Annotated in this window: 37 protein-coding genes; 35 read left to right on the top strand and 2 right to left on the bottom strand. The window is 57.0% G+C overall.

Annotated features, from left to right (window positions below; all coding sequences use genetic code 11):
* Window positions 1-194: 194 nt before the first annotated feature.
* Together U5L07_07925 and U5L07_07920 are read right to left on the bottom strand one after the other, a co-directional pair.
* Window positions 195-797, bottom strand: coding sequence for a hypothetical protein (locus U5L07_07925; protein ID MDZ7831666.1), 603 nt, complete (start codon window positions 795-797; stop codon window positions 195-197).
* A 13-nt stretch (window positions 798-810) separates the two neighbouring features.
* Complete coding sequence (locus U5L07_07920) at window positions 811-1,326, bottom strand: S24 family peptidase (GenBank protein ID MDZ7831665.1); 516 nt, start codon at window positions 1,324-1,326, stop codon at window positions 811-813.
* Window positions 1,327-1,756: 430 nt separating this feature from the next.
* On the opposite strand from U5L07_07920, the gene U5L07_07915 reads away from it, so the two are divergent.
* The 35 genes from U5L07_07915 to U5L07_07745 all read left to right on the top strand — a co-directional run bounded on the left by U5L07_07915 (window position 1,757) and on the right by U5L07_07745 (window position 24,734).
* On the top strand, window positions 1,757-1,972 hold the full coding sequence (locus U5L07_07915) for a hypothetical protein (protein MDZ7831664.1): 216 nt from the start codon (window positions 1,757-1,759) through the stop codon (window positions 1,970-1,972).
* Between the two features lie 53 nt (window positions 1,973-2,025).
* A complete protein-coding gene (locus tag U5L07_07910) occupies window positions 2,026-2,529 on the top strand; it encodes a hypothetical protein (GenBank protein MDZ7831663.1) in 504 nt (167 codons plus the stop codon).
* Window positions 2,522-2,746 (top strand): hypothetical protein, encoded by a 225-nt coding sequence (locus U5L07_07905; protein MDZ7831662.1) that lies wholly within the window; start codon window positions 2,522-2,524, stop codon window positions 2,744-2,746. The genes U5L07_07910 and U5L07_07905 overlap by 8 nt, the downstream gene beginning before the upstream one ends.
* Window positions 2,746-5,064: a Mu transposase C-terminal domain-containing protein gene (locus U5L07_07900; protein ID MDZ7831661.1), complete on the top strand. Its 2,319-nt coding sequence runs from the start codon at window positions 2,746-2,748 to the stop codon at window positions 5,062-5,064. The genes U5L07_07905 and U5L07_07900 overlap by 1 nt, the downstream gene beginning before the upstream one ends.
* 49 nt (window positions 5,065-5,113) lie before the next feature.
* On the top strand, window positions 5,114-5,398 hold the full coding sequence (locus tag U5L07_07895) for a hypothetical protein (GenBank protein ID MDZ7831660.1): 285 nt from the start codon (window positions 5,114-5,116) through the stop codon (window positions 5,396-5,398).
* Window positions 5,399-5,584: 186 nt separating this feature from the next.
* A complete protein-coding gene (locus U5L07_07890; GenBank protein ID MDZ7831659.1) occupies window positions 5,585-6,313 on the top strand; it encodes an ATP-binding protein in 729 nt (242 codons plus the stop codon).
* Window positions 6,314-6,326: 13 nt separating this feature from the next.
* On the top strand, window positions 6,327-6,866 hold the full coding sequence (locus U5L07_07885) for a hypothetical protein (GenBank protein MDZ7831658.1): 540 nt from the start codon (window positions 6,327-6,329) through the stop codon (window positions 6,864-6,866).
* Between the two features lie 2 nt (window positions 6,867-6,868).
* On the top strand, window positions 6,869-7,621 hold the full coding sequence (locus tag U5L07_07880) for a hypothetical protein (protein ID MDZ7831657.1): 753 nt from the start codon (window positions 6,869-6,871) through the stop codon (window positions 7,619-7,621).
* Window positions 7,614-8,003: a phage protein GemA/Gp16 family protein gene (locus U5L07_07875; protein MDZ7831656.1), complete on the top strand. Its 390-nt coding sequence runs from the start codon at window positions 7,614-7,616 to the stop codon at window positions 8,001-8,003. The genes U5L07_07880 and U5L07_07875 overlap by 8 nt, the downstream gene beginning before the upstream one ends.
* Window positions 8,000-8,278 (top strand): hypothetical protein, encoded by a 279-nt coding sequence (locus U5L07_07870; protein MDZ7831655.1) that lies wholly within the window; start codon window positions 8,000-8,002, stop codon window positions 8,276-8,278. Before U5L07_07875 ends, U5L07_07870 begins: the two co-directional genes overlap by 4 nt.
* Window positions 8,268-8,405, top strand: coding sequence for a hypothetical protein (locus U5L07_07865; GenBank protein ID MDZ7831654.1), 138 nt, complete (start codon window positions 8,268-8,270; stop codon window positions 8,403-8,405). The genes U5L07_07870 and U5L07_07865 overlap by 11 nt, the downstream gene beginning before the upstream one ends.
* Complete coding sequence (locus U5L07_07860) at window positions 8,371-8,748, top strand: hypothetical protein (GenBank protein MDZ7831653.1); 378 nt, start codon at window positions 8,371-8,373, stop codon at window positions 8,746-8,748. Before U5L07_07865 ends, U5L07_07860 begins: the two co-directional genes overlap by 35 nt.
* A 73-nt stretch (window positions 8,749-8,821) precedes the next feature.
* Complete coding sequence (locus U5L07_07855) at window positions 8,822-9,043, top strand: hypothetical protein (GenBank protein MDZ7831652.1); 222 nt, start codon at window positions 8,822-8,824, stop codon at window positions 9,041-9,043.
* 18 nt (window positions 9,044-9,061) lie between these two features.
* Entirely contained in the window at window positions 9,062-9,559 is a 498-nt protein-coding gene (locus U5L07_07850) for a host-nuclease inhibitor Gam family protein (protein ID MDZ7831651.1), read from the top strand.
* On the top strand, window positions 9,556-10,077 hold the full coding sequence (locus tag U5L07_07845) for a hypothetical protein (GenBank protein ID MDZ7831650.1): 522 nt from the start codon (window positions 9,556-9,558) through the stop codon (window positions 10,075-10,077). The genes U5L07_07850 and U5L07_07845 overlap by 4 nt, the downstream gene beginning before the upstream one ends.
* Window positions 10,078-10,377: 300 nt before the next feature.
* Window positions 10,378-10,989, top strand: coding sequence for a Rha family transcriptional regulator (locus U5L07_07840; GenBank protein ID MDZ7831649.1), 612 nt, complete (start codon window positions 10,378-10,380; stop codon window positions 10,987-10,989).
* A 24-nt stretch (window positions 10,990-11,013) separates the two neighbouring features.
* Entirely contained in the window at window positions 11,014-11,367 is a 354-nt protein-coding gene (locus tag U5L07_07835; GenBank protein ID MDZ7831648.1) for a hypothetical protein, read from the top strand.
* A gap of 14 nt (window positions 11,368-11,381) precedes the next feature.
* Entirely contained in the window at window positions 11,382-11,708 is a 327-nt protein-coding gene (locus tag U5L07_07830) for a hypothetical protein (protein MDZ7831647.1), read from the top strand.
* A gap of 321 nt (window positions 11,709-12,029) precedes the next feature.
* A complete protein-coding gene (locus tag U5L07_07825) occupies window positions 12,030-12,530 on the top strand; it encodes an N-acetylmuramoyl-L-alanine amidase (GenBank protein ID MDZ7831646.1) in 501 nt (166 codons plus the stop codon).
* Window positions 12,518-12,862 (top strand): hypothetical protein, encoded by a 345-nt coding sequence (locus U5L07_07820; protein ID MDZ7831645.1) that lies wholly within the window; start codon window positions 12,518-12,520, stop codon window positions 12,860-12,862. The genes U5L07_07825 and U5L07_07820 overlap by 13 nt, the downstream gene beginning before the upstream one ends.
* Window positions 12,863-13,111 (top strand): hypothetical protein, encoded by a 249-nt coding sequence (locus tag U5L07_07815; protein ID MDZ7831644.1) that lies wholly within the window; start codon window positions 12,863-12,865, stop codon window positions 13,109-13,111. It begins immediately after the preceding gene.
* 5 nt (window positions 13,112-13,116) lie between these two features.
* Window positions 13,117-13,707, top strand: a complete 591-nt coding sequence (locus U5L07_07810) for a hypothetical protein (GenBank protein ID MDZ7831643.1) — start codon at window positions 13,117-13,119, stop codon at window positions 13,705-13,707.
* Between the two features lie 68 nt (window positions 13,708-13,775).
* Complete coding sequence (locus U5L07_07805; protein MDZ7831642.1) at window positions 13,776-15,185, top strand: hypothetical protein; 1,410 nt, start codon at window positions 13,776-13,778, stop codon at window positions 15,183-15,185.
* Window positions 15,185-15,712, top strand: coding sequence for a hypothetical protein (locus U5L07_07800; GenBank protein ID MDZ7831641.1), 528 nt, complete (start codon window positions 15,185-15,187; stop codon window positions 15,710-15,712). Before U5L07_07805 ends, U5L07_07800 begins: the two co-directional genes overlap by 1 nt.
* A 114-nt stretch (window positions 15,713-15,826) precedes the next feature.
* The gene (locus tag U5L07_07795) at window positions 15,827-16,288 is read left to right on the top strand and encodes a hypothetical protein (protein MDZ7831640.1); all 462 of its coding nucleotides are present in this window, start codon (window positions 15,827-15,829) and stop codon (window positions 16,286-16,288) included.
* Window positions 16,289-16,448: 160 nt separating this feature from the next.
* Entirely contained in the window at window positions 16,449-18,041 is a 1,593-nt protein-coding gene (locus U5L07_07790) for a DUF935 family protein (protein ID MDZ7831639.1), read from the top strand.
* Window positions 18,042-18,090: 49 nt separating this feature from the next.
* A complete protein-coding gene (locus U5L07_07785) occupies window positions 18,091-18,834 on the top strand; it encodes a phage minor head protein (protein ID MDZ7831638.1) in 744 nt (247 codons plus the stop codon).
* On the top strand, window positions 18,831-19,919 hold the full coding sequence (locus U5L07_07780; GenBank protein ID MDZ7831637.1) for a phage protease: 1,089 nt from the start codon (window positions 18,831-18,833) through the stop codon (window positions 19,917-19,919). The genes U5L07_07785 and U5L07_07780 overlap by 4 nt, the downstream gene beginning before the upstream one ends.
* A gap of 158 nt (window positions 19,920-20,077) precedes the next feature.
* On the top strand, window positions 20,078-21,259 hold the full coding sequence (locus U5L07_07775; GenBank protein MDZ7831636.1) for a hypothetical protein: 1,182 nt from the start codon (window positions 20,078-20,080) through the stop codon (window positions 21,257-21,259).
* A 107-nt stretch (window positions 21,260-21,366) separates the two neighbouring features.
* Complete coding sequence (locus U5L07_07770; GenBank protein MDZ7831635.1) at window positions 21,367-22,272, top strand: Mu-like prophage major head subunit gpT family protein; 906 nt, start codon at window positions 21,367-21,369, stop codon at window positions 22,270-22,272.
* Window positions 22,273-22,418: 146 nt separating this feature from the next.
* Window positions 22,419-22,604 carry an HI1506-related protein gene (locus U5L07_07765; protein MDZ7831634.1) on the top strand — a complete coding sequence of 62 codons (186 nt, stop codon included), beginning with the start codon at window positions 22,419-22,421 and terminating at the stop codon, window positions 22,602-22,604.
* A 58-nt stretch (window positions 22,605-22,662) separates the two neighbouring features.
* On the top strand, window positions 22,663-23,088 hold the full coding sequence (locus U5L07_07760; GenBank protein MDZ7831633.1) for a DUF1320 domain-containing protein: 426 nt from the start codon (window positions 22,663-22,665) through the stop codon (window positions 23,086-23,088).
* 139 nt (window positions 23,089-23,227) lie between these two features.
* Window positions 23,228-23,668 carry a phage virion morphogenesis protein gene (locus U5L07_07755; GenBank protein MDZ7831632.1) on the top strand — a complete coding sequence of 147 codons (441 nt, stop codon included), beginning with the start codon at window positions 23,228-23,230 and terminating at the stop codon, window positions 23,666-23,668.
* Between the two features lie 116 nt (window positions 23,669-23,784).
* Window positions 23,785-24,222: a hypothetical protein gene (locus tag U5L07_07750; protein MDZ7831631.1), complete on the top strand. Its 438-nt coding sequence runs from the start codon at window positions 23,785-23,787 to the stop codon at window positions 24,220-24,222.
* A 104-nt stretch (window positions 24,223-24,326) separates the two neighbouring features.
* On the top strand, window positions 24,327-24,734 hold the full coding sequence (locus U5L07_07745; GenBank protein MDZ7831630.1) for a hypothetical protein: 408 nt from the start codon (window positions 24,327-24,329) through the stop codon (window positions 24,732-24,734).
* The last annotated feature ends 6 nt before the right edge of the window (window positions 24,735-24,740 follow it).

Genomic DNA, 24,740 nt, shown 5'->3' with positions numbered 1-24,740 from the left:
GAAGGGGGGCAAATGAAATGAGAAATTTAGTTTTGTGGGTTTGGTGAAATGTATATGAAAGAAATGTGAGTGGTGGCGGGGCTTTTCATTAGGTTATGTGCTGCAGGTGTGGTGGTTATTGTGAGATTAGAAAAATCGGTTGATTTGGTTTAAATCGGGCGGATTTTTGCAAATGAAATGAGAAAAATCGATGGTTAGTTGATGTCCATCTGGCACGTCTCTTTTGTCATCATTTCCAGGACCTTAAAGTAAAGTTTGTGCGCCTGGTCTTTGCCGACGCGTAAATTTTTATCAATGTATTTAACCACTTCTGAAATCTGATCAATTTTTAAAAACCGGGCCTTCTCCATCAGGTAAATCGTTTTTTCGATTTGTGGGGTTATTTCTATGTCTGAGGCCTCGACGTGCCACTTTTCTCCCAGGGAGCTTTTGCCGTCCGGTGCGTAGTTTGCGCGGGCGGTGGTGTATTGGCAGCACTCCACGTCCGGCAACGGGGTGACACGGATGTCTGCCTCGTCGGCGCCGGATTGTTTGACGCAGTCCAGGGCGGCCTGGATGGCGACGCGGCCGCGGTCGACTTTGGTTTCGGCGGTTGAATAGATGTACCACTGGATTCTTTTGCGGTATGGGTGTTTGATTGAATAGTCCATTTTATTCAATATTTTATATGAAATCTTTTTTTGTGCCACGGGCTTTGGCTCCGCTTTTTTTTCAACTGGTTTTTGGTCAGCGTCCTGGCAGCCGGCAATCAGTAAAACCGCGCCGGCCAGTAAAAACAATGCGATCCGTGTTTTCATAACCCCCTCCTTTTTAAATGTCAAAGCGAACCATCTGCCGCGCGATCCAGATGACCTGGCCGATCACCCGGATCTCCTGCGGCGCCAACTCATAATCATCGTGATCCGGATTATCGGATTTCACCTTTATCTTATTGTGCGGGGTGTATTCCAGGCGTTTTAGCATGACCGTATCGCCCACGCCCAGGGCAAAGATGTTTCCGGATTTAACCTCCTTTCGGCCCAGGTCGACCATTACGGTGTCGCCTTCAAGTACGGTGTTTGCCATACTGTCGCCTTCAACCCGCATCAAAACGACACTGTTTTTGGTCGTGGCCACCTTTCGGAGCCAATCATGTCTAAACGCATAATAATCAAGCATCTCCTCTGATTGCACCACCAGCCCGCCGCCGGCGTTTAGCCGCGCATCTGCCAGCCGGACAAACACAAACCGGTCCATAAGAGACCGGCGATCCGGCTTATCTCCGCCGGTATATTTTGGCAGCCGGTCCAACGGGACATTATACGGCTCGCTGTGTCCGGTTAGCAACCAATCCCTATTACATTTAAAAAAAGCCACATATTTTTGCAGCGTGTTTTTATTGGGATATCTGCCCGCTTCATGGTCCCTGATTGAGCTGACCCCGAGCCCAATTTTTTCAGCTAACTCCTTTTGATTCAAATTAGAAATGTGTCGCAACTGCTTCAACCTGGCTCCAAATTCTTTATCTTTTTGATCCATTTTTTTTACCTTTTTTTGTGCAACACTTTCAGGAATTAAAGTGTTGCGTTAAGTGGTGCACTAAAAAAAAGTGGTGCATGTAATTATATCTATTTATAACAGATGGTTGTAAATAAAGCTGATTTTTTTGGAGTTTTAGAAGTGGTGCGTCAAAAAAATCGTTGACATCCAATTTTTTTAGATTTAAAACACAAAATATAGAGCGCAAAAACTTACACAAAAAAAATGGAGCCATTAAATGAAACCCATCGAGATTAAGATCGAGCTGATGAAAAACGGCATCTCTTTATCAGAGGTTGGGCGCCGCCTGGATCCGCCTGTCTGCCCCTCTTCCGTGTCCCGGGTGATCAAGCGGGAGTTTGTTTCGCGCCGTATTATGGATGCCGTGGCCAATGCGATCGGAAAAGACGTGAAGTATGTATTTTCCGATTATTTCTTTAAAAAAACCGGCTAAGCGCCAATTTTTTTAAAGCTGACCCAAAATAATTGTGTTTCAGGGTTAAGTCAATGTCTAAGTATCGGCCAAAAACTGACGATCAAACCGGATCAATTTTTGAGTATTTAGCAAAAATCCGCAGCCAGACCCAGTTCTCCAAACCCAAAGACCCTACCCAGGGGAGCCTAAATATCATCGATCCGCTGCGCGATGCCATGCGCCAGGCGATCAAGGCGAGCCCGTCATCCCGCCACCAGATCGCCGGCGAGATGAGCCACCTGGTGGGCGAGACCATCAGTAAGGAGCAGATCGATTCCTGGACCCGCCAGTCCGACGAGGCAAACGGCCGGCCGGTGCGGCACATCCCCGCGGAATATCTGCCGGCATTCTGCAAAGCAACCCAGGATAACAAGCCGCTAATAATTTTGGGCGAGACGGTCGGGCTGTTTGTGCTGCCCGGACCGGAGGCGCTTCGCTCGGAGATCCACCGCATCGAGGAGGAAATCACAGAAGCCCGGGCGGAGAAGAAAAAACGGCTCATGCTTTTAAAGGAAATGGAGGGGAGTGATGAGTGAGTGGACTAAAAAACGCGCGCGTCAGGGCAGCCGACGGCGCCTGGACAAAATCGAAAAGTCTTTTGAGGAGCTTGCCTATAACTGGGGCGACCTGGACCAGTATGTGATTGATAAGGTGGACGAGATTATCACGGCAATAGATGATCTGCGGGGTATTATGGATGAGTCCGTCAAGGAGGGTGAATACTGGGAACTTTATGAAAAGGATGAAACTTGATGGAGTTAGCAACCTCTGAACTGGCAAAGATTACCGGTGTAGCCAAGTCGACAATATCGCGCCGTGCGAAAAAAGAAAGGTGGTCGCACAAATACATTACAAGCCGTGGCGGCCGCAAAAAAGTATATTACATTGACCACCTCCCCGAGGATATCCGTTTCCTTATATATAAGGAGGGGGAAGGTAACACCCCACCCCAACCCTCCCCGCCGGCGGCGGAGAGGGCGACGAGTGGCGGAAAAGTAAAGGCGGCGGAGAGGGCGGCGAGTGGCGGAGAAGTAAGCGCCGCGGAGAGGGCGGCTGTTGATGGAAAAGTAAAGGGAGAAGACGCGGCAGCGGGCGGCCCGGGTGAGCGGGCCTGCGGCGAAAACATCAATTCGCAGCAGATGGTTCTGGCCGCGGCCAAATCCGATCTTCTGGCGCTTTATTTAAAGCGCGTGAAATCCGCCAGACACGGCAAAAAACAGAAAGCGCGCGAGGATTTTACCACCGCCTATAACTCGGGGATCCCCTGGCCGGAGCTGTTTCGAAAAATCGGGCCGGTGTCCTGGAAGACGCTTGAGGCCTGGAAAAAACAGATCGATGCCGCGCACGGGGATATCATGGTGCTGGCCGATCACCGCGGCCACGTCAAACGCGGAAACACGGAGCTATCTCCGGAGGCCAAGCAGGTCTTGATCCGCTGCGCGCTCTCGCCAAACCGGCCGCACATCTCAGAGGCCATCCGAACGGCCCGGGCGGTGATGGCGGCTAAGGGCGTTCAAAACGGCCTGTCCGACGCCACGTACCGGCGCTTCCTGCGCGACTGGCGCGACACAAACTATCACATCTGGGTATTCAACCGCCAGGGCGCCAAGGCCTGGAACGACAAATGCGCGTTTGATATCGCCCGGGACTACTCGCTGATTAACGTGGGCGACATCCTGGTGGCGGACGGGCACACCCTGAACTTTGAGATCGTCAACCCCTGGACCGGCAAACCCAAACGCATGACGCTTTTGGTCTGGTTTGACATGAAATCCTCAATGCCATTGGGCTGGGATATCACCCCCACCGAGGACACAGCCTGCATCGCATCCGCCCTTCGCCGGGCGATTATGCGCCTGGGAAAAATCCCGAAGGTGGCCTATCTGGATAACGGCAAGGCGTTTGCCGGCCGGTTTTTTAACGGCCGCGATCTTGAACAGGCGGGGTTTTCCGGGCTTTTTTCGCGGCTCGGAATCAAAACGATTTTCGCCTGGCCGTATCACGGGCAATCCAAAACCGTGGAGCGGTTCTTTAAAACATTTGCCGAGCTTGAGCGCCTGGCCCCCACCTATTGCGGCACCTCCATTGAGACCAAACCCCCGCGCATGAACCGGGGCGAGCGCCTGCACCGAAAAGCCTACGACAAAGCCATGAGCGGCATTACCGGTATTACGCTTGAGCAGGCGCACAACGCGATCGCGGCCTGGTTTGACGAATACGCATCCCGCCCACAACGCGGGCATTTAAACGGGGCCTCGCCGATGGATGTATTTCCCCCGGAGCAGGGTCCGGGCGTGGATCCGGCGGAGCTCAGATACCTGATGCTGGCCCAGGACATCCGCACCATCACCCAGAACGGCATCAAGTTTCTAAACGAGACCTATTACCACCCGGCGCTCTACGGCCGGCGGCACCCGGTTGAAATTCGCTACGACCTGCAGGACCGGAGCTCGATCCTGGTGGTGGAGCCCAAAACCGGGGAGCTCGTCTGCGAGGCCGCGCCCCCGGAAAAAGCGCATCCGGCCGCCTCGGTTCTGGGCACGGACGAGGACCGGGCCCGGCTGCAGAACCTTATCCATTACAAAAAATCCCAGGAAAAAGAGGCCTCGGCCCTGGCGCGCGAATTTCTCGCAAACGAGATCCTGCCCGAGCACCGGCGGCACCTCAAATCGATGGGAATTTCCGGGGATGCGGCCGCGGAAAAACCGGCCGCAAAAAATACTAACGAGCCGACTGATGCGCGGATAAACAAAGACCTGATTGAACTAAAGCGCATGAATCAAGAGGTTGAGAAAGATCCGGCCCCGGATGCGTCGGAAAACTACACCCCGGAAGTGGATCGGGGCGAGGATGCGGCGAGCCTCTGGGACCGGATTCAGCAGATGCCCGAGCCGGACCGATACGAGGCGCTGATTCGCCAGGATGTGCGCGGCGTTTTGATCCCGGCGCACATGCAGGCGTTTATGAGTTATTTCGAGGCCACCCCGGCCTATCAGCGGGACGCGGATTATTACGAGCAGGTGCGCGCCCAGGCGGTGGTGGAATTTCAGGCGGGCACGGCGGCCCGTTAAAATTAACGGCGGGCACGGTGGCCCGCCCTACGAAAAAGGGAGGTTATTTATGGGAGCACGAAAGATGGAGACGCTGGGGCGCGAGTTTAGCCGGTATGTGGTGCCGGATGAGATCAAGCGGTGGGGTGATGAGATGGTGGCCTGCGATCGGTTGTCTGAGCGGTATCAAAAAATTTTTCTGGGCGGGAAAAAGGCGCTCAAGCTCCAGATCCGGCGGATCGCGGCGGAGCGCAAATTCTGGGAAAAGGCGCTGAATTATTACCCGGAGCTGAAGGCTTATCGGGAGTTGTCTTATAATCCCAACAGCGGCTGTATTGAGATTTGTTGTGGTTGAAAATCCCCCCAATCCCCCCAATCCCCCCTTTTTCAAAGGGGGGGTGAGGGTCGGTGCCTTTTCCAAAGGGGGGTTAAGGGGCGAAACAGCGGCCCTAAGCTGTTGGCGGGCACGGTGGCCCGCCCTACACAAAGAGCGGGCACGGTGGCCCGCCCTACGCAAAAACAAGCAAAAAGGAGCGGATGTATGTCAAAGAAAAATGAGCCAGTCAGTTTCAATCCTGTGTTTGTGAAAACCAAAAATGTCAGAAATTTCTCCGTGTTAATGGACGGCCTTGACCTGGCCGCGGGCGAGGGGCGCTTAGGCATGGTCTACGGCCGGGCCGGGCGCGGCAAAACCCGGACCGCCCAGTGGTATGCGGCGCATAACAACTGCGTCTATATCCGGGTCTGGACCATCTGGAGCGAGCTCGACTTTTTGAAGGCGCTGGCCCGTGAGCTCGGCGTGGTCAACCCGCCGGGCCGCCGGGGCACGTGCGCAGCCGAAATCGTGGACCGCCTGGTCTCCGCCCCCCGCCCCATATTCCTGGATGAGATCGAGAAACTCTCCCGCCGGCACCTGGACACCATCCGCGACATATCGGATACGTGCGCCGTGCCCATTGTTTTAATCGGCGAGGAGGAGCTCGTGACTGTCATGCGGGCCAACCGCCGGGTATGGAGCCGAACTTACCAGCAGGTGGAATTTGCGCCCATCACGGCCGCGGATATCCTGCTTTATGCCGGCGAGGCCACGGGTTTGAAATTGGAGACCCCGCAGGCGCGGATCATGCACGAGGCATCGGGCGGTGATTTCCGGATCGTGCGGCGGGATCTGTTAACGCTGATCCAGTATGCCAACGCGCGCGGCACCAATACCGCGGATGCGGACATGGTGAAAATGGCGGTTAAATCCGGTTTAAACGGGGCGAATTAAGGGGGGCGAATCGATGAACAGTCCGAAAAACAATTTAACGGAGCGGATTTATCAGGCGGTGGCCGCGGCCGGGCCGGACGGGATACGGTCCAGGGATCTGGCCTGGATGATGGATATGCCGTGCGCAAATCACAAAAAGCACCTCACCAACCGGCTGACGGATTTGATGCGCGCGGGCCGGGTGGAGCGGATCGCCCGGGGGATCTACCGGGCAACGGGCAAAAAAGCGGCGCCCAACACCCGGGAGGTAATGTGGCGGATTCTTCGGGCCCGGGGCCGGGCCGACGTATCGGATCTGATGGAGCTGGCCGGCGCGTCCGAGAATTACGCCCGGGAGTTTTTGCAGTCGCTTACCCGCCAGGGGGTTACCAAAAAAGTGCGCGGCGTCTGGTACCTGGCCGAGGACCCGGTGCACCTGCCGGATGATACCCAAAAAGCGGCGCGCTTAAAGCGGATCCGCGAAAACAAAAAAGCGGCGTTTGCGGCCGCGGACGAGGCGTTTTCCGCCATCGCCCGCATGCGCATGGCGATCGCCGAGATGGAGGAGGAGTAGCGATGGGAAAGCCGGAACATAAAGAAGAGGTGGCCGGGCTGTACTGGTGCCCGAAGTTTGAGCACCGGGTGACGCTGTTGGAGTGCGACGGTTTGTTTTTTTCGGATGCCGGGTGTCCCAATTTGTGTGCCGAACGGATGGCGGCGCTGGGGAGTGTGGAAGAAATCCCCACCGCCCCACCCCAACCCTCCCCGCCGGCGGCGGAGAGGGCGGCGGCTTTGGCAAAGAAGGGAGAAGGGGCTGCGGCGGCGGCCGATAAAACAGCTGATATGGGCATCGTGGTGCTTGCCGGGGAAAAGTTTTATCAGGGGACCGGCAAGCAAAAAAACCTGATATTTAACAAACATTTACAAATCGTGGGCCGGGTGTGCACGCGTTGCGGTGTGCCGAAGCTGAGAAAAGCCTTTAATAAAAACAAAAATTTGCCCGGCAATATGAATGTGGTTTGCCGGTACTGTCGAAGCGCGGCTGGAAAAACCGCGGCGGAGCGCACCCCACCCCAACCCTCCCCGCCGGTGGCGGAGAGGGCGGCGGCACCAGCCGAAAGTGCTGGAAAAACCGCGGCGGAGCGCACCCCTCTCCACGGCGGTGGAGAGGGATTGGGAGAGGTGCTGGAGTCCGAGTACCCATCCGCCGCCGAAATCCTGGCCGCCATTTCCGAGGGCGCCTACCGGGCGGCGGCGGATGCAATGGCCGGGGCGTTTGAGCGGATCGCGGCCAATATCCGAAAACAGGGGGAGAAATCAGATGGCTAAAAAAATCACCGGCAAACAGATCGGGCTGGTGCATGTGGCCAAGCAGAAAACCGGGCTGACCGAGGTCGAGTACCGCGACCTCCTCTCCTCGGTGGGGGCGGCCTCCAGCAAAGATCTGGATCAAAAAACGCTTGATACCGTGATGCAGCATTTTAACGCCCTGGGGTTTAAAACCGGGGGCGCGGACGGAAGGGCCCGGATCAAGCAGAAGATTAGGGCGGTGATGGCGGAGATGCACTTGACCGACGCGTATGTCAACGCGATGGCGGCCACCATGTTTAACCTCGATCACTGGGCCTGGGGCAACGCGGTGCAGCTTAAAAAACTGGCCGCCGCCCTGACCTATCACCAGCGGCGAAGCAAAAAGAGGCAGCGCGCATGATCACAGACTTTGATTTTAGCCGGCATTTTGTGGAGAACTGGCGCGAGCGCGTGGGCGGCGAGCCGGACAAGGCGGATGTCTCCCGGATTCTATCGGAGTCCGTGCGCGTGCAGAAGGGCCAGATTTTAAAAAAACCCAACGGCATGACCTGGAACACGCTCTCGATTTACTGGCATCCGGTCAAGAACGTGATCATCAAGATCGACAACTTTGCGGGCGTGGCGGTCACGGTCTTATCGGACAAATTAATGCAGGGGGGGCGGTATGGGGGCTGAAATCTGTATCACAGCTATTTCGTTAAGTTTTGTCGTCGCGCTGCTGGACTGCGCGATTAATGTTTATGTCAACCAAACAGGAGGGTCTGCCAATGACACCCCAGGAACAAAAGAAACAGATGTTTAAATCAACGCTGCTCCAGGTGATGACCGAGCACGTGGGCCGGGAAAACGCCATCGGCATGGGCGAGCTATACGATCGCGTGATTTGCGAGCCCTGGACGCACCGGATTAACGACACCCGGTATCTGAGAAAACTTTTAACCGAGCTCCGCCGCGACGGCGTGCCCATTTGCAGCTCCGCGTCGCGCGAGGGCGGCGGGTATTACCTGGCCGCGGCCGGCTCGGAGCTTGCCCGCTACTGCGAAAACCTGCACCGGCGGGCCCTTTCGCTTTTGTCCCGGGAGGCCCGGCTTAAAAAGATGACGCTGCCGGAGCTGGTGGGGCAGTTGTCGCTGGAAACCGATTGAGCGGTGGTCGGTGGTCGGTGGTCAGTGGTCAACTGCTTGCCCGGCCGTTTTAATTTTAATCTAAGGAGGTTTTATGTGCCATATCAGCACGTGTCCAGTCATTAAATATGCGGTGGTTAACAGCACTTTGTTGGATTTTTTGGCCGTTTCGGTGAACAAAAAAATTTATATGGGATGGGAACCGATCGGCGGAATCCAGGCCATTGATGCCGGCGGCGGCTTTAGAGAATATTGTCAAGCCATGATCTTTAGAGATTCCCCAAATAAAGTCGTTTCAAAGCAAGATCAAGATTGAAACACAAAAGGAGCCTATATGTCTAAAAAGAAAGAAACAAACAGCCTCCATGATCAGGCGGATACCACGGTTTATGAGCTGGCCCGGAAGCGGGCGCAGCTGGGGTATCTGGAGGCGGAGATGATTGATGCGATGGAGCGGGTCAAGGCCCAGTATGCGGACAAGATCCGGCCGCTTAAAGAGGCCATCGCGGGGTATGAAAAGGACCTGGTCAAGTTTGTGAAAATCAATAAGGCGGATCTCTTTGACACGCGCCAGGAGTCTGACCGGGCGGTGCTGCCCTCGGGCGCGGTTATCCGGTGGGCGGTGCTCAGGCGGGCCAAGCGGGTGAAGGACAAGGCGTCCGTGATCGCGGCGCTTCGGGCAAACGGCTGGTATGATCAGGCGGTCAAGGTCGTTGAGAGTGTGGACTGGGATACGATCGATCACTGGGATGACCAGGCGCTGTCCGCCATTGGCACGGAGCGCACGGAAAAAGAGGAGATCGGGGTGGATACCGCGGGGGTAAAACTTTGAAGCTTACGTGCCCGGCCTGCGGGGCGGTGGCATCAGCCGAGGCCTGGCAGGCCGACGCCAACGCCCGGCAGGCGCTTAAAATCATATCGGAGCTGCCCGGCGGGGTGGCCAGAAATTTTCTGGGCTATCTCGCCCTTTTCCGCCCGGCGGGCGGCCGGGGGCTTTCCTGGAAAAAGGCGCTTCGGCTGGCGGGCGAGCTGGCCGTGCTGGTGGGGGAGAGCCACATCGCCCACGATAAAAAGCCGGCCCGCAAAAACCACGCCGAGGCCTGGGCCCGGGCAATGGAGCGGGTGATCGAGACCCCGCCCCGGCGGCTGCCGCTAAAAAGCCACGGGTATTTAAAGGCCGTGGCCTATGAGATCGCGGACGAGATGGACAAGCAGGCCGAGGTCAAGCGCAACCGGGCCGAGAATACCGGGCGGTATCGGCCCAAACGCGATGAGGCCGAACCCGCGCCGATAAATGAAAGTGTCGAGGAGATGCTCGCCCGGATCCGTGGCCGGGCCGGCAGCTCGTAAACCCATCGAAATCGAAATCGGGATCGGTATCGGGATCGATGTTTTACGTTTATAAAGCCGATCCCGATCCCGATAGCGATTTCGATTTGGAGGGACAAGACCGGGCGGGGAAAACCCCTTGACTTTTAAAATTAATCGGCGGTACATTGATACCGTCTGAAAACCAAAACCGGAGGGCCGCCCGTTAGATGGCTATTTTTATTTGTAAAAACACTTGGGGAGATGCCGCATGCTGCGAGGTATGCGGGGGCCTTGTTTTGGGGCTCAGACACATCTCCCCATTTATGAGAGGAGATTGTTATGTCTAAAAACCAAAACGTTATTGAACCCGTCAACTTCGTGTCCGTTGAAAACGGCCAGCCTGTCACCACATCAAAGATCATTGCGGATAAGTTTGAAAAGGAGCACAAGGACGTGCTCAAAATTATTAAAAATCTGGAATGTTCCCGGAAGTTTAGCCAGCGCAATTTTGCGCCGGCCTCATATCTTGACCATCAGAACAAAGCCCGGCCCATGTACAAGCTCACCCGGGACGGGTTTGTGTTTCTGGTGACCGGGTTTACCGGGGCAAAGGCCGCCCGGGTGAAAGAGGCCTATATCGCGGCGTTTAACGAAATGGAGCGCCGGCTTACGGAGCGGCCGGAACAGCCCCAGCCGGCGCCGGAGTCGGTGGAATTTGCGGATCTGAAAAAGCGGGTCACGCATCTGACGAATGTGGTGATGCAGCTTGAAAATATCGTCAAAAGCAACCTGCCCGCGAAAAAATCCAAAGGCAACCCCGACAGCAAAACCGGTATCGGCCGCGGCAGCGAGGTTTTCCGCATCGGCGACCGGCTGCCCGAGGGGATGATCGTGGTGGGCTGCCTGGTAGAGAGCGAGGACATGCCCGGCCGCCCGCTGGTTTTGCGTTAACGTCTAAATTTTTGGAGGTGCGTCATGAAACGAATTGTCTGTTGTCTTTTTCTTATCTTGTTTTTGTCTCCCCTGTGTTTTGCCGGCTCTGATATTTCCATATCCAACTTTGAGATTATTAGTTTGCGCGGCGAGTGGCGGAGTGGAACTTTGTGGGCGATGGGTGAAATTAAAAATGTGGGTAACGTTTCAGGCGCACCCAAAATAGAAATTATCGCAAGGGATTCAAGCGGCAATCTGATTGACAGCGCTAAGTTTTGGCCCAATAGCACTGACCCGATTTATCCGGGCCGATCATGCGGAATAAAACATCCTATCACCGAGAATAACCAGGCCGCAAAGATTGAGGCCCAAATTCTAAGTGTTTCGGATTGGTAAGCAGGAGGTGCGTCATGAAAAAATTGTTTGTCTGTTTGTTTGTCGTATGTTTCCTGTTTGCCGCCGGCCGGGCCGGGGCCATTGAGGTGGAGAAAAGTTTTTTCCGGTCCGGAAACAAGTTGGTCAGCGAAGGGGATTCGGTTTCCGAGCTGGTTAGAAACTTCGGGCGGCCGCATTACAAAGAGGCGAAATTTAAATACATCGAGCGCGGGGGCAACTGGACAAAGGTGCGGATCAATTATTGGTATTACTCGGTGCCGGATGCCTGGGGCGATGATCCGGATGATTTACGGATCACGGTGTATGGCGGTAAGGTGCAGCGGATCGTGGAGATTGATTGATCATCCCCGGGGGGTTTTCCCCCGGCCCCTGCCGGGATGCGTGCCGGCGGGATATTAAATCCCCCCAATCCCCCCCTTTTTCAAAGGGGGGGGTAAGGGGCGGTGCCTTTTTCCAAAGTAAATTTTAGGGGCGGTGCCTTTAAAAAAATTGGCGTAGATACAAAAAAATTGTTGCAAGAGACAATTTTTTTGGGTATGAACTTAAACAGTTAGCTGTAATCGGCTCCTTTCCAAAAGCTGGGCGAAACTGCATTTTCGCCCAGCTGACCAGTCTTTCAGTCGCGGGTTTTCTTCCAGTGTTTTAACAGCAGGGAGAGATCCGTGATCCATTCTCGAAGCATCAAAGACATTAAAAAAATTATTATCCACTGTTCGGACTCGGACTGGGGATCGGTTGCGGAAATCGATCGCTGGCACGTGGCGCGCGGGTTTGACATGATCGGCTATCACTACGTGATCACCAACGGGTGCGTGGCCTATAACGACGCCTATGATCCGGACTATGACGGCATGACCCGGCAGGGCCGCAGGCTCGACCAGGTGGGCGCGCACTGCCGCGGCGAAAATTATGACTCGATCGGGATCTGTCTGATCGGCCGTCACCACTTCACCGCGCGGCAGCTCTGCCAGTCCTTGCCGGATCTTCTCTGCTCGCTGTTTGATATTAAGACCCTTACCTCCATTGACCAGATATACGGGCATGCGGATTTTAATCCGCACAAGACCTGCCCGAACATCAATACCCGAACGCTGCGGCAGATGCCGCCCGTTGCCTACGGAAAATCCAAACACTTTAACAAGGGGGGTAAATGCCGGAGTTAATACCCGTTGGACTGATAGAGATACTCCAAATATTTGGCCTGCCCGGGCTGATTGTTTTTATGTGGTGGTACGATAAAAAAGAAACCCGTGTCATTCTGGACAAATACAAAGACGACATGACCCAGATCAAGCGGATGTATGAAAACAACGTCTCCCTGGTAAACGACTACCTGGAGCTGACCAAGGATTACAAGCAGATCGCCAAGGACCTGCACGATGTAATCATCATGAATACCCAGGCCTGGCAGCGGGCGGCGGATGACATCAACCGCAACCAGTACTGCCCGTTAAACCGGATCAAAAAACAGGCCCCCGGCCCGGAGGACAAGTAAATGGAAAACGAGCGCTTAAAGTATGAAGGCCGGCTGGCGGAAAAGCGCCACGAGCTGCGCACTTTAAAGCTTAAAATCAACTCGCTGCGCGATTCGGTGCGCGCCAACCTGGACCCGTTTGAGGCGATCGAGCATTTAAACGCGGATGCCGCGGCCGAGACCGCGGTGGATCTGGCCGAGAAGGTGATCCAGTACCGCGAGCTCATAGACCAGATTGGGGCCATTGAGCGCGCCCTGGGCCGGGGGTAACGGCAATGGGTAAAGAGATCCCGCTGGAGACCCGGTTTCGCGCGGAGGAAATGTATATCGTGGACGGGCTCACCTATGAGCAGGTGGCTCAAGCCACGGGGGTATCAATCTCCCAGCTCCAGCGCTGGGGGGCGGAGTCCGGCTGGCCGGAGCGGCGGCGCGAGTACAAGCAGGCGTTTGCAGACATCAAGCGCAATACGGTGCTGCTCCGCCAGAAACTCATCCAGAAGGCGATGGGCTCCCTGGATCCCCAGGATGTTTACGCGGTGGCCGCCCTGGAAAAAATCGGGGGCATGGCTGCCAAAAACGCGGCCGCGGGCGAGGATGCGGACGCCGCACCGATGGAGCCGGTCAAGATTAATTCGCCCAAAGAGGCGGCGGATGCGCTCTCCGAGGTGATCGAGCGAAAGATCAACAATATGCTGACCCGGCCGAACGGGGTGGATCTAAATGCCATTCGCCAGATGAAGGATGCGATCGCGTTAATTGAAAAAATGCGGGCCGAGCACGGAGCGGATGACGCGGATCCGGATCGCCCCAAAGGGATTGACGCGGAGACGTTAAAAGAGATCGAGCAGAAAATTAAGCTGTTATAGGCGGGCACGGTGGCCATTTTATAGGCGGGCACGGTGGCCCGCCCTACACATAAGCGGGCGGCGCGATAGTGGGTAACGCAAAAAACATACCAAAGGACAAGGACACCCTGTTTCTGCCGTATCAGGCCGAGTGGATCCGGGATGATTCGCGGCTGAAATTGATGGAGAAGTCCCGGCAGATCGGGCTGTCCTGGGCGTCTGCCTACCGGCAGGTGAAAACGACCTCGCCGCGGGGCGCCCGCTATGACCAGTGGGTGTCATCGCGAGACGAGATCCAGGCCCGGCTTTTTCTGGAGGACTGCAAGGCGTTTGCCGAGATTTTAAACGTGGCTGCCCGGGACCTGGGCGAGGTGGTGATCGATCCGGAAAAAAAGCTCTCCGCGTTTGTGGTCCGCTTTGCCAATTCGCGGCGGATCCACTCCATGAGCTCAAACCCCAACGCCCAGGCGGGCAAACGCGGGGGCCGGGTGTTAGATGAGTTTGCGCTGCATCCGGATCCAAAAATGCTCTATTCCATTGCGTATCCCGGCATCACCTGGGGCGGCAATTTGGAAATATTCTCCTCGCACCGGGGCACCCAGAACTTTTTCGCCAGGCTTTGCGACGAGATCAAGCACGGGGGAAACCCCAAATCTATCTCCCACCACAAGGTGACCTTGCAGGATGCGCTGGACTGCGGGTTTCTGTTTAAGCTGCAATCCAAGCTCCCGGCCGATGACGAGCGCCAGGACATGGACGAGGCCGCATATTTTGATTATATCCGCTCCGGGTGCGCGGACGAGGAGCAGTTCCTGCAGGAGTACATGTGCGTGCCCGCGGATGACGAGACCGCGTTTCTGACCTATGACGATATCGCGGCCTGCGAGTATGCGCTCTCAGATGAGTGGGAGATCGGTCCGGACCTGATCGGATACCTCCCCAACAGCGAGTTCTACCTGGGCGTGGACGTGGGCCGGAAAAAGGATTTGACGGTCATCTGGGTTTTGGAGCGGGTGCTTGAGACCTTTTTTACCCGGTCCGTAATTGCCCTGGAAAAACGGCGGTTTGCCGAGCAGGAAGCGGTTTTATATGAGCTTTTGGACCTGCCCCAGATCCGGCGCTGCTGCATTGATAACACGGGCCTGGGCATGCAGTTCACCGAGCGGGCCCAGGAGAAATACGGGGACTACCGGGTGGAAGCGGTAACCTTTACCAACGCCGTCAAAGAGGCGCTGGCCTACCCGGTGCGGCACGCGTTTGAGGAGCGGGCGATTAAAGTTCCCAATGAGGGAACAATCCGCAAGGATTTGAGATCCATTAAAAAAGTGGTCACCGCGGCGGGAAATGTCCGGTTTGATGCGGACCGCTCCGAGGACGGCCACGCCGACCGGTTCTGGGCCCTGGCCCTGGCGCTTCATGCCGGCCAGAAACCCGCCGGCCGGCCCGAGTACGAGACCGTAACCGAACGAACATTTACAAAAAAAGGGGCTTTTGGGTAATGCCGGATAACCGCACCAACACATATTACAACCACAGGCACCAGATGGCCACGGGCGATCTGATCGAGGTTGCCGGCAGCGGCATTATCTCAAAACTGATCCGGTGCCGGACGAAAAAGCCGGTCAACCACACCATGCGGGTGATCCGGTTGACCGACTACGACACGGAGCATGTGTACGTACTCCAGGCCGCGGCCACGGGGATCGTTTTAACAAGGCTGTCCCGGTATGTGGAAAACCACTCGGGCCGGATCTACTGGCTGCCCATGCGCCGCGAATGGGACGGCATGCGAAAAACCGTGGGCCGGGTGTCGCTTAAATACGTGGGCACGCCCTATGATTACCGATCGCTGTTGCGGAACGTGCTGGGCCATGTGTCTGCGAACGCACGGGCGATGTTTTGCAGCGAGTATATTTCCATTGTGGATAAAGAATCAAGTTTGCCGGTCCGGCGCAAAAAGGCGCCCTGGCCGGGCGAGTTTGCCGGCACCGCGGTTTATGATGACCGGCCGGCGAGGATTAAATAATCAGTGGACGGTGGTCAGTGGTCAGTGGTCGGTAATCAGTGGTCCAATGACAACTGACTACCGACTACCGACTACCGGCAACTGACCACCAAAGCGAAGCGAAAGCGAGCGAACATGAACCAAAAACTTGCAACCATCGGCATCGTGGCCCTTTTTCTGGGGCTGGTGGCGGCCAATATTATGTTAACGGGCTGCGGCAAATTTCAAGCGGACCTCTCAAGCGGATCTCATGCGGACGCCGTGGCCCTCACCGCCATTGATACGGCCGCGGTACTGGCCGGCGCGCACCTGGCGGAAAAATACCCGGACCTGGTACCGCCGGCCCTGGCTTTTTATAAGAACCTCCAGGCCGGCCGGGTGGATGCGGTGCAGCTAAACCAGGGGCTTTCCCGGCTCGCCAACCTGGATGTGGATCCGGTGCTGATCCGGCAGGTTCTGGTGCTGGCGGAAAACGCGGGCGCCCGGGTGGATTTGTCAGACGGCAAAATCCTGGGCCTTTCCGGAGTCTCCGACCGGCACCTGACCACGGCGGTGGACGGGTTTTTTGAAGGGGTAAGGCTGGCCGGTGATCGGTAGGCGGCGGCCGGTGGGCCACCCCACCCACCCCACCCCAACCCTCCCCGCCGGAGGCGGAGAGGGGGACGGCACCAGCCGAGGGTGGGGGCGATGATTCGTAGGGCGGATAAGCGGCGAGCGCATCCGCCGATCAGATTAAGATTAAGACGAGGGAAAATAAATGCCCATTCTCGACCAGTTCGGACGGGAAATAAAACAAAGAAAAACGCCTGAGCAGGATTCCCTGCCCGCGGCGGTGATGTACGGGACGGACCGGGACTACGTGACCTCGGGGCTGACCCCGGAAGCCCTGGCCTCTATGCTGCGCCAGGCGGACGCCGGGGACATGGCTCAGCAGGCGGAGCTGTTTGACCAGATCCACGAAAAGGACGGGCACCTCCAGGGCGAAATCAGTAAGCGCCACAATGTAATCCTGGACGCGGATTTTACCCTGACCCCAACCGATGATTCGGCCCGGGCCCAGCAGGTGGCCGACTTTGTGCAGGAAAACGTCTTTGACCGAACCGACTGGGAGGATACCCTGGTCACTTTGCAGGAGGCTGTCGGCAACGGCTTTTCCGCAGTTGAGGTCCAGTGGGATGTGAGTTCCGGGATGGCCATTCCCACCGAGTTTGAGTTTGTCCAGCGCAAGCGCTTTATCTTTACCGATACCCGCGGCTACGTGACCCAGATTCCGCGCCTGATATCGGACGAGGAGCTGATGGGCGGCGAGATTCCGCCCTGGAAACTGATGATGCACGTGTACGGCGGAAAGAGCGGAAACGCCACGCGCTCCGGCATCTACCGGGTGTGCTCCTGGATGTGGCTGATTAAAAACTACTCCATCAAGGACTGGATAATTTTTGCCGAGGTTTACGGCATGCCGCTTCGGATCGGCAAATACGATCCGGGCGCCAGTAAAGACGACAAGTCCGCGCTGATTAACGCCATCCGCTCCATCGGCACGGACGCGGCCGGGGTGATCTCAAAGGCCACGGAAATCGAGTTTATTGAGACCAACCGGGGCAAAGACACGGGCGAGCTATACCGGCAGCTGGCCGCGTTCGGAAACAAGGAAATGAGCAAGGCCATTCTGGGCGGGACCCTGACCGCGGATATCGGGGACAAAGGCAGTTATGCCGCGGCCAATGTGCACAATGACGTGCGCACAGATCTCATCCGGGCGGATGCCCGGGCCATTGCGGCCACGGTCCGGCACCAGCTCATCCGCCCCGTGGTCGGGTTTAACTTCGGGTGGGATACGGATGTGCCGCTTTTTTCCGCCAAGTGGACCGAGCCCGAGGACTTTGTGGCCAAGGCCGAGTACCTGGATAAGGTGACCGCGAAAGTCTCGGTGCCGGCGCGCTGGTACCGGGAGCAGTTCCAGATCCCCGAGCCGGAGAAAGGCGAGGAAGTTGTGGGCGGACCGCCGCAAGCGGTTCCGCCGCCGGTGTCTGCCAAACATCGGCCGGTCATTTCGAGGCGCGGAAGCGACGGAAAATCTTTATATGCGGCGGCTGACGCAAATGATGACAAGGACATCGCGGACATTTACGCCGATCGCCTGGGCGATGCGGCAGCGAATGCCGGGGAGAAACTTTTGGAACCCATCCGCCAGCTTGTGGCCAACGCCAACAGCCTGGCCGAAATCCGGGACGGGCTGTTTGAACTGTATCCAAACATGGACGCCCAGGCGTTTTCCGATGTCATGGCCGAGGCCATGCTGGCCGCGCAGCTCGCGGGCAGATACGAGGTTATGCAAAATGTCGATTAATTTTGTAGGGCGGGCCACCGTGCCCGCCACAGATAAGGGCGTATAAAACATGCCGGTTGAATGGGGAGACCTCGCATTCAAAGAGGCCATCGATTTTTTCCGGGACAAACTCTCCATCCCCACGGAGCGGTGGACCGACATCATGGCCGATGCCCATAACCGGTCGTTCATGGTGGCGGGCGCGGCCAAGGCGGATATGCTGACCGATTTTCGGTCCGCGATTGATAAGGCCCTGGAACAGGGCACCACGCTTGAGGAATTCAGGAAAGACTTTGACAATATTGTGGCCAAGTACGGCTGGCAATACAAGGGCGGCCGCGGGTGGCGGACCAAAACCATATATGAAACCAACCTGCGCACCCAGTATGCGGCCGGCAGATACAAGCAGATGCAGGACCCGGATGTGAAACGCCTGCGGCCGTACTGGCGATACCGGCACTCGGATGCCAGCATCAACCCCCGGCAAAAGCATTTAGACTGGGACGGAAAAGTCCTGGCCGCGGATGATCCCTGGTGGGATACGCATTACCCCCCGAACGGCTGGGGCTGCAAGTGCTTTGTCGAGACGCTTTCCCGCCGGGACATGGAGCGGCTGGGAAAAGACGGGCCGGACCCGGCGCCCGAGACCGACTATTACGCGTGGGAAAACCCGGCCACAGGCGAGACGGAAATGGTGCCAAACGGCCTGGACCCGGGCTGGGATTATGCCCCCGGGAAAAAGGATTACACGCCGCGGGTGGACAAGTACCCGCCTGAATTGCGCGAGAAGATGAAGCAGGAGCTTGACTTATGAAAACGGATTTAATTTTAGGGCTGATCGCCCGGGAAATCGCCCCCACGGCAGACGGCGCCGCGCCCGAGTGGGTGGTGCTATGGAAGGCCGGGCCGGGCGCGTTAAAGACCGGCGAAAAGTTTCTGGTGGATCAGAAAGCCTACGAGATGGTGGCCCGCCAGTTTACCCGGGGCGGCACGGACGTGGTGTGGGATTACGAGCACCAGACCATTTTTGGTGATAAGGCGCCGGCGGCCGGGTGGATTAAAGAGCTTAAGTGGGATCCGGAGGCCGGGATCCTGGCCCGGGTGGAGTGGACCGAGGCGGCCGCGCAGATGATTGAAAAGCGCGAATACCGGTATCATTCCCCGGTGTTTGGGATCCGGGCAAGTGATAACCGGGTGGTATTTCTGCACTCGGTGGCGCTTACCAACACGCCCAAAACCGTGGATGCGGTGCCGATTGCGGCAAAAAATATGATTGTAAACCCTGAAAAGGAGGACTCTGAAATGAACGAATTTGTAAAAAAATTACTGGCTAAACTCAAAGACATGGAAGGCAAGGGCACCACGGTGGTAACGCCCATCGCGGCCAAGCTGGAAACCCTGGGCGAGGATGTCACCGATGACGTGCTGGCCGATGCCATGATCGCAGCCTTTGGCGAAATCCAACCCGATGAAAAAAAAATCATTGCCAAGGACGTGATCGAGGCCCTGGGGATGGATGAGGAAAACCCGGACACGAGCACCGTGGTGGCAAACATCCACGCGCTGAAACGCGGCAAGGAAAACATGGTGACCCGCGAGGAGCTAAACAGCGTTAAGGCCCAGCTCGCCGAGCGGGATGCCAAAGAGGCGGTGGATGCCGCGCTGCATGCCGGAAAAATCACCCCGGACCAGACGGAATGGGCGACGGATTACGCCCGGAAGGATTTGAAGGGCTTTAATATCTACGTCTCCAAGGCACCGCAGGTGGTGCCGGTGAAGGATTTGCCCGGGAAAAAGCAGCATGCGGACGAGATCGAGACCTCGCCGGATACCCTGGCTGTGGCCAAGTTCTTCGGCAACTCGGCTGAGGATTTGAAGAAATACGGGGGGATTCAATAACACCCCACCCACCCCACCCCAACCCTCCCCGCCGGAGGCGGAGAGGGCGACGGCATCAGCCAGGGGGGGAAGCATGTAGGATGTAGGGCGGATAAGCGAGAGCGCATCCGCCAATAAAAACAAGCTAAATAACAACAAAAACATAGGAGGAAACTTAAATGAAGAAATTAACTTACGGGCTGATCACCCTGAGCCTGAGCCTGATCCTGACCCTGGCCATCGCGCTGGTGGTTCCGGGCGCGGCGTTTGGAACGGCCCTTTCCGCGGACAAATCAGACATCCAGTATTCCGAGGGCGAGACCGTTTCCATCCCGGTCTATCAGAGCACGACCCTTTACCTGGGCGCGCTCGTCATGACCAATTCCAGCGGATACGCCATCCCGGGCGCGGATACGGCATCCTCTGTTTTCCAGGGGGTCAACCTCCACGGCCAGGTGGACAACTCCAGCGGCAGCTCTGGCGATGAGACCGTGACCGTCACCCGGACCGGGGTTTTCCGGATGGATTTTAACACCTCGATTTCCCAGAGCAACGTGGGCGATGAGGCCTACCTGGTGGATGACCAGACCGTGGATCTTGCGGGCGACACCAGCAATGACATTATGGTGGGGGTGATCGTTAAATACATCGACTCGGACGAGGCCTGGGTGGATATCGAACCGGCCACCAAAAAGAGCTCGGTCGATACCCACATCGCGGACACCTCGGCCGCCCATGATGCGGACGCCATCGGGTATAACGATGATGATACCCACACCACCGAGACGGACGTGGACGCGTCGCTGGACGAGATATACCAGCACATTTTGTCCGCGCAGCATATGGTGGAGGTGGATTTGCGGGGGGCGCTGGAGCTTGACGGCACGTATGTGACCGCATTCTCAGACGGCGCCTCCACCACCCCGGGCCTGGACGTCCTGGGCAACGAGGCCATCGGCCTCCGCTGGAACAACCACGCAAACCCGGACCCTGTGATAACAAATATCTACCTGCCGTCTGAGCTGGATACGTCCAAAGACGTGGTGGTGCACGTGCTGGCCGCCAAAACCGGGAATACAGACGCAGATGACACGACATTCGACGTGGGCGCGTTTTTTCTGACAGACGGCGCGCTATATGACGCGGACGCGGATGCGGGCGGCACCACCACCGCAATGACCGGGGATGCCACGGCAAAAACCCTGCAGGAGGAGACCGTGACCATTGCCGCCAGCGACGTGGCCGCTTCGCCGAGCGTTTTGACGCTGACCATCCAGCCGACAGACGGCACGCTGGACACGGATGACGTGGTCATCGTGGGCGTCTGGCTCGAATACACCCCGGCCACGCTGGACAGCTAAACCAATTCTCCCTTTGAAAAAGGGGGATTAAGAAGGATTTAAACCGGCCGCCTGAAGCGCTCAGGCGGCCCAAATGAAACGATTTTAATGATACGGGAGGTTAACCCATGCTGATTAATAAAAACAACCTGACGGCCGTTTTCCTGAATTTGAAAACGACCTTCAACAAGGCGTTCGAGTCGGCCCCGGCCAACTGGCAAAAGGTGGCCATGCGGGTGCCGTCCACCAGCGCGACCAATAACTATGACTGGATCGACCGGTTTCCCAAAATGATCGAGTGGGTGGGCGACAAGGTGGTGAAAGCCTTAAAGGCCCACGAGTACACCATCAAAAACAAGGACTTTGAGGCCACCGTCGGGGTGCTTCGAAACGATATTGAGGATGACCAGCTGGGCATCTACGGGCCGATGGCCCAGGACGCCGGGTTCTCTGCCAAGCAGTGGCCGGACGAGCTGATCGCGGATCTCTTAAACGGTGCGTTCGCGGCCGAATGCTTTGACGGCCAGTATTTTTATGACACGGACCACGAGGTGGCCGGCGCCAGCGTCTCCAACAAGGGAACCGCCGCGCTCTCCGCGGCCACGCTTTCCGCCGCCCAGAACTCCTACGGCGCGGGCCGGGCCGCGATCATGAACTTTACCGACGACGAATCCCGGCCCCTGAACCTGGTGCCGGATCTGCTGGAAGTGCCGCCGGCGCTTGAGGCAACGGCAAAGCTGATTTGCCACGGGGACTTTCTGGTGGACGGCTCCAGCAACCCCTACAAGGGCACGGCCGAGGTGTTTGTGAATCCCCGGATCACGGACTCCAGCAACTGGTTTCTGCATGTAACCAGCCGGCCGGTGAAACCCTTTATTTTTCAGGAGCGCAAAGCCCCGGTCTTCGTCTCCCAGACCAATGAAAACAATGACGACGTTTTCAATAAGGCGCTGTTCAAGTACGGCGCCGAGGCGCGGGGCAACGCCGGCTACGGCCTGTGGCAGCTAAGCTACGGGAGCACCGGCGCGGCATAACCTCACCCCAACCCTCTCCACTGATGGTGGAGAGGGCGGCGGAGCAGCCGAGGCAGGGCTAAAATATTTAAACGATTAACCATTATTCGGCCCGATCCCCTCTCCCCCGCACCGGGGGAGAGGGTCAGGGAGAGGGGGCATACAAAATGGCAGTTACGATTAAAAGCACAAAAAACAGACCCTTCCGCCGGTGCGGGGTGCGGTTTGTCCCGGAGGGCGAGACCTTCGCGGACAACAAATTCACCAAAGCCCAGCTTGAAATTTTAAAAGCCGAGCCGCGCCTGGTGGTGACCGAGGAGAAGGCGGCCAAGTCCGGCGGGAAAAAAGAATAAGCGTAGGGCGGGCCACCGTGCCCGCCAAAACAGATCAAGCGTAAGACGGGTTTAAGAGATGCCATACAGCACCCAGTCAGACATATTGGATCAGATCGACGAGACCACGCTGGTGAGCCTGACCGACGATGCGGGCACCGGCTCCGTGGATGATGACGTGGTCACCCGCGCGATCGCGGATGCGGACGCGGAAATCGACGGCTACTGCGGCAAGAAATACGAGGTGCCGTTTTCCCCGGTGCCGGATCTGATCCGTAAATTCTCCGTTGTGATCGCGATCAAAAACCTGTTTGCCCGGCGCCGCGGTGCGCCCGACTCCAGGCGCCAGGATTACGAGGACGCGATCAAGTTTTTAAAAGAGGTGAGTAAGGGCAATGCGACGCTTGGCGAGGATGATCCGGCGGACGTGCCGCAGTCCAGCCATGCGCCGGAGATTGAGAGCGCGGACCGGATCTTTGACCGGGACTCTTTGAAAAACTGGTAGTTCGGCGGATGCGCTGGCGCTTATTTCATCGGCGGATGCGCTGGCGCTTATCCGCCCTACTATAATTTTTCAAAAGACGGATGGCATCAGCACGCTTTTCCCCCTTTGAAAAAGGGGGATGCAAGGGGGATTTTAAAAATTGGCGGGAACCTACTTTAAATTAAACGACCGGGAAGTCCGGCGCGACCTCAAGGCCTTCATGCGCCAGGCGGGGGATCTGTCGCCGGCGTACAAGGCGTTTGGCGAGTACATGCTAAATGTTACGGGCGATCGGTTCTCAGGCGAGCACAGCCCCGAGGGCCGGGCCTGGCAGCCGCTGTCCCCGGAAACCCTGGAGAGCAAAAAGGGCGCAAAAATTCTGACCGAGTCCGGGCAGCTTCGAAACAGCATTATTTATTCCGCCAAGCCGGAACGGTTCGCCTACGGCACCAACAAAATATACGGCGCCATCCACCAGTTTGGCGGCAAGGCCGGCCGGGGGCGGAAAGTCACGATCCCGGCCCGGCCATATTTAGGGATTGCGGCAGCGGATATGGAAGAATTCGGCGAGACGCTGCGCGATCATTTGGAGGACAGATAAGGCGGGCACGGTGGCCCGCCCTACGCAGCGCCGGGTCAATCGTAGGGCGGATAAGCGGTAGGGCGGATAAGCGCCAGCGCATCCGCCGATAAGAGTAAGATTAAGACGGGAAAACTATGGAAGACCTCATAAACGCCATCATCACAGAACTCCAGGGCACCCTCACTACGGTGCGGGCAAGCGCCATCTGGGCGGCGGAGTCGTTAAACCCCATTATCATTCCGGAGTTTGTGACCTTTCCGGCGGTGGCGGTAAAGGACGGCCGGGAGACCTTTGCCCCGGGATACCAGGACGGCGAGGAGATCGAGCGGTATGTGGATGTGGCCGCCCTGGTGCAGGTCTGGAAAGAGGGTGAGGCGATCGTGGGCGCGGACGGGGTGTTGAGGCTTTATGCCGCCATCCGGTCGGCGTTAAATGACAACACCTTGAGTTTATCCGGCTACACCCTGGCCGTGGCAGAGTCTGCCGGGGCCAGTAAAACCATATTCACCGAGACCGACATGGCGCAGATGAAGGTGTTGACGCTGCGGTATGAGGCGTTAAGCGATTATTAAAATTTCACAAATCCCCCCAATCCCCCCTTTTGCAAAGGGGGGTTAAGGGCGGAGGCCCTTTTTCAAAGGGGGGTTAAGGGAAAACAAACCAAGGAGGAGACAAAATGGCATATCCAATTCACGGCAAGGTGGCCAGTATCTTAAAAAACGATGTGGCCGCGGGCTCCCGCATCGGGTTTGACTTAAATGTGGAGCTGGACATGGATGACGCATCCGTTCAGGGCGATGACTGGAAAAAGCATCTGCCCGGTATGGCGGGCGCGTCCGGAAAGATGGACTTTATTCTGGATCCGTCAAACACCGAGCAAAAAGCGCTGATTGACAACATCGTGGCGGCCACGCCCGGCACCAAGCTGACAGATGTCAAGTTCGCGCTGGAGGATTCGGACGACTATTTTGGCGGCGACATCTTTATCACAAGCTTTGGCACGGTGGCCAATATCTCCGGCAAGGTGACCGGGAGCTTTAACTTTGTGGTGGACGGGGCGCTTTCGCTCACCATCGCCGCCTAAAGGAGG

The sequence above is a fragment of the Desulfobacterales bacterium genome, assembly GCA_034520365.1.
In the GTDB taxonomy this organism is placed as follows: domain Bacteria; phylum Desulfobacterota; class Desulfobacteria; order Desulfobacterales; family Desulfosalsimonadaceae; genus M55B175.
The sequence above is the reverse complement of the archived record's forward strand: the minus strand, read 5'-3'. Positions and strand labels throughout refer to the sequence as shown.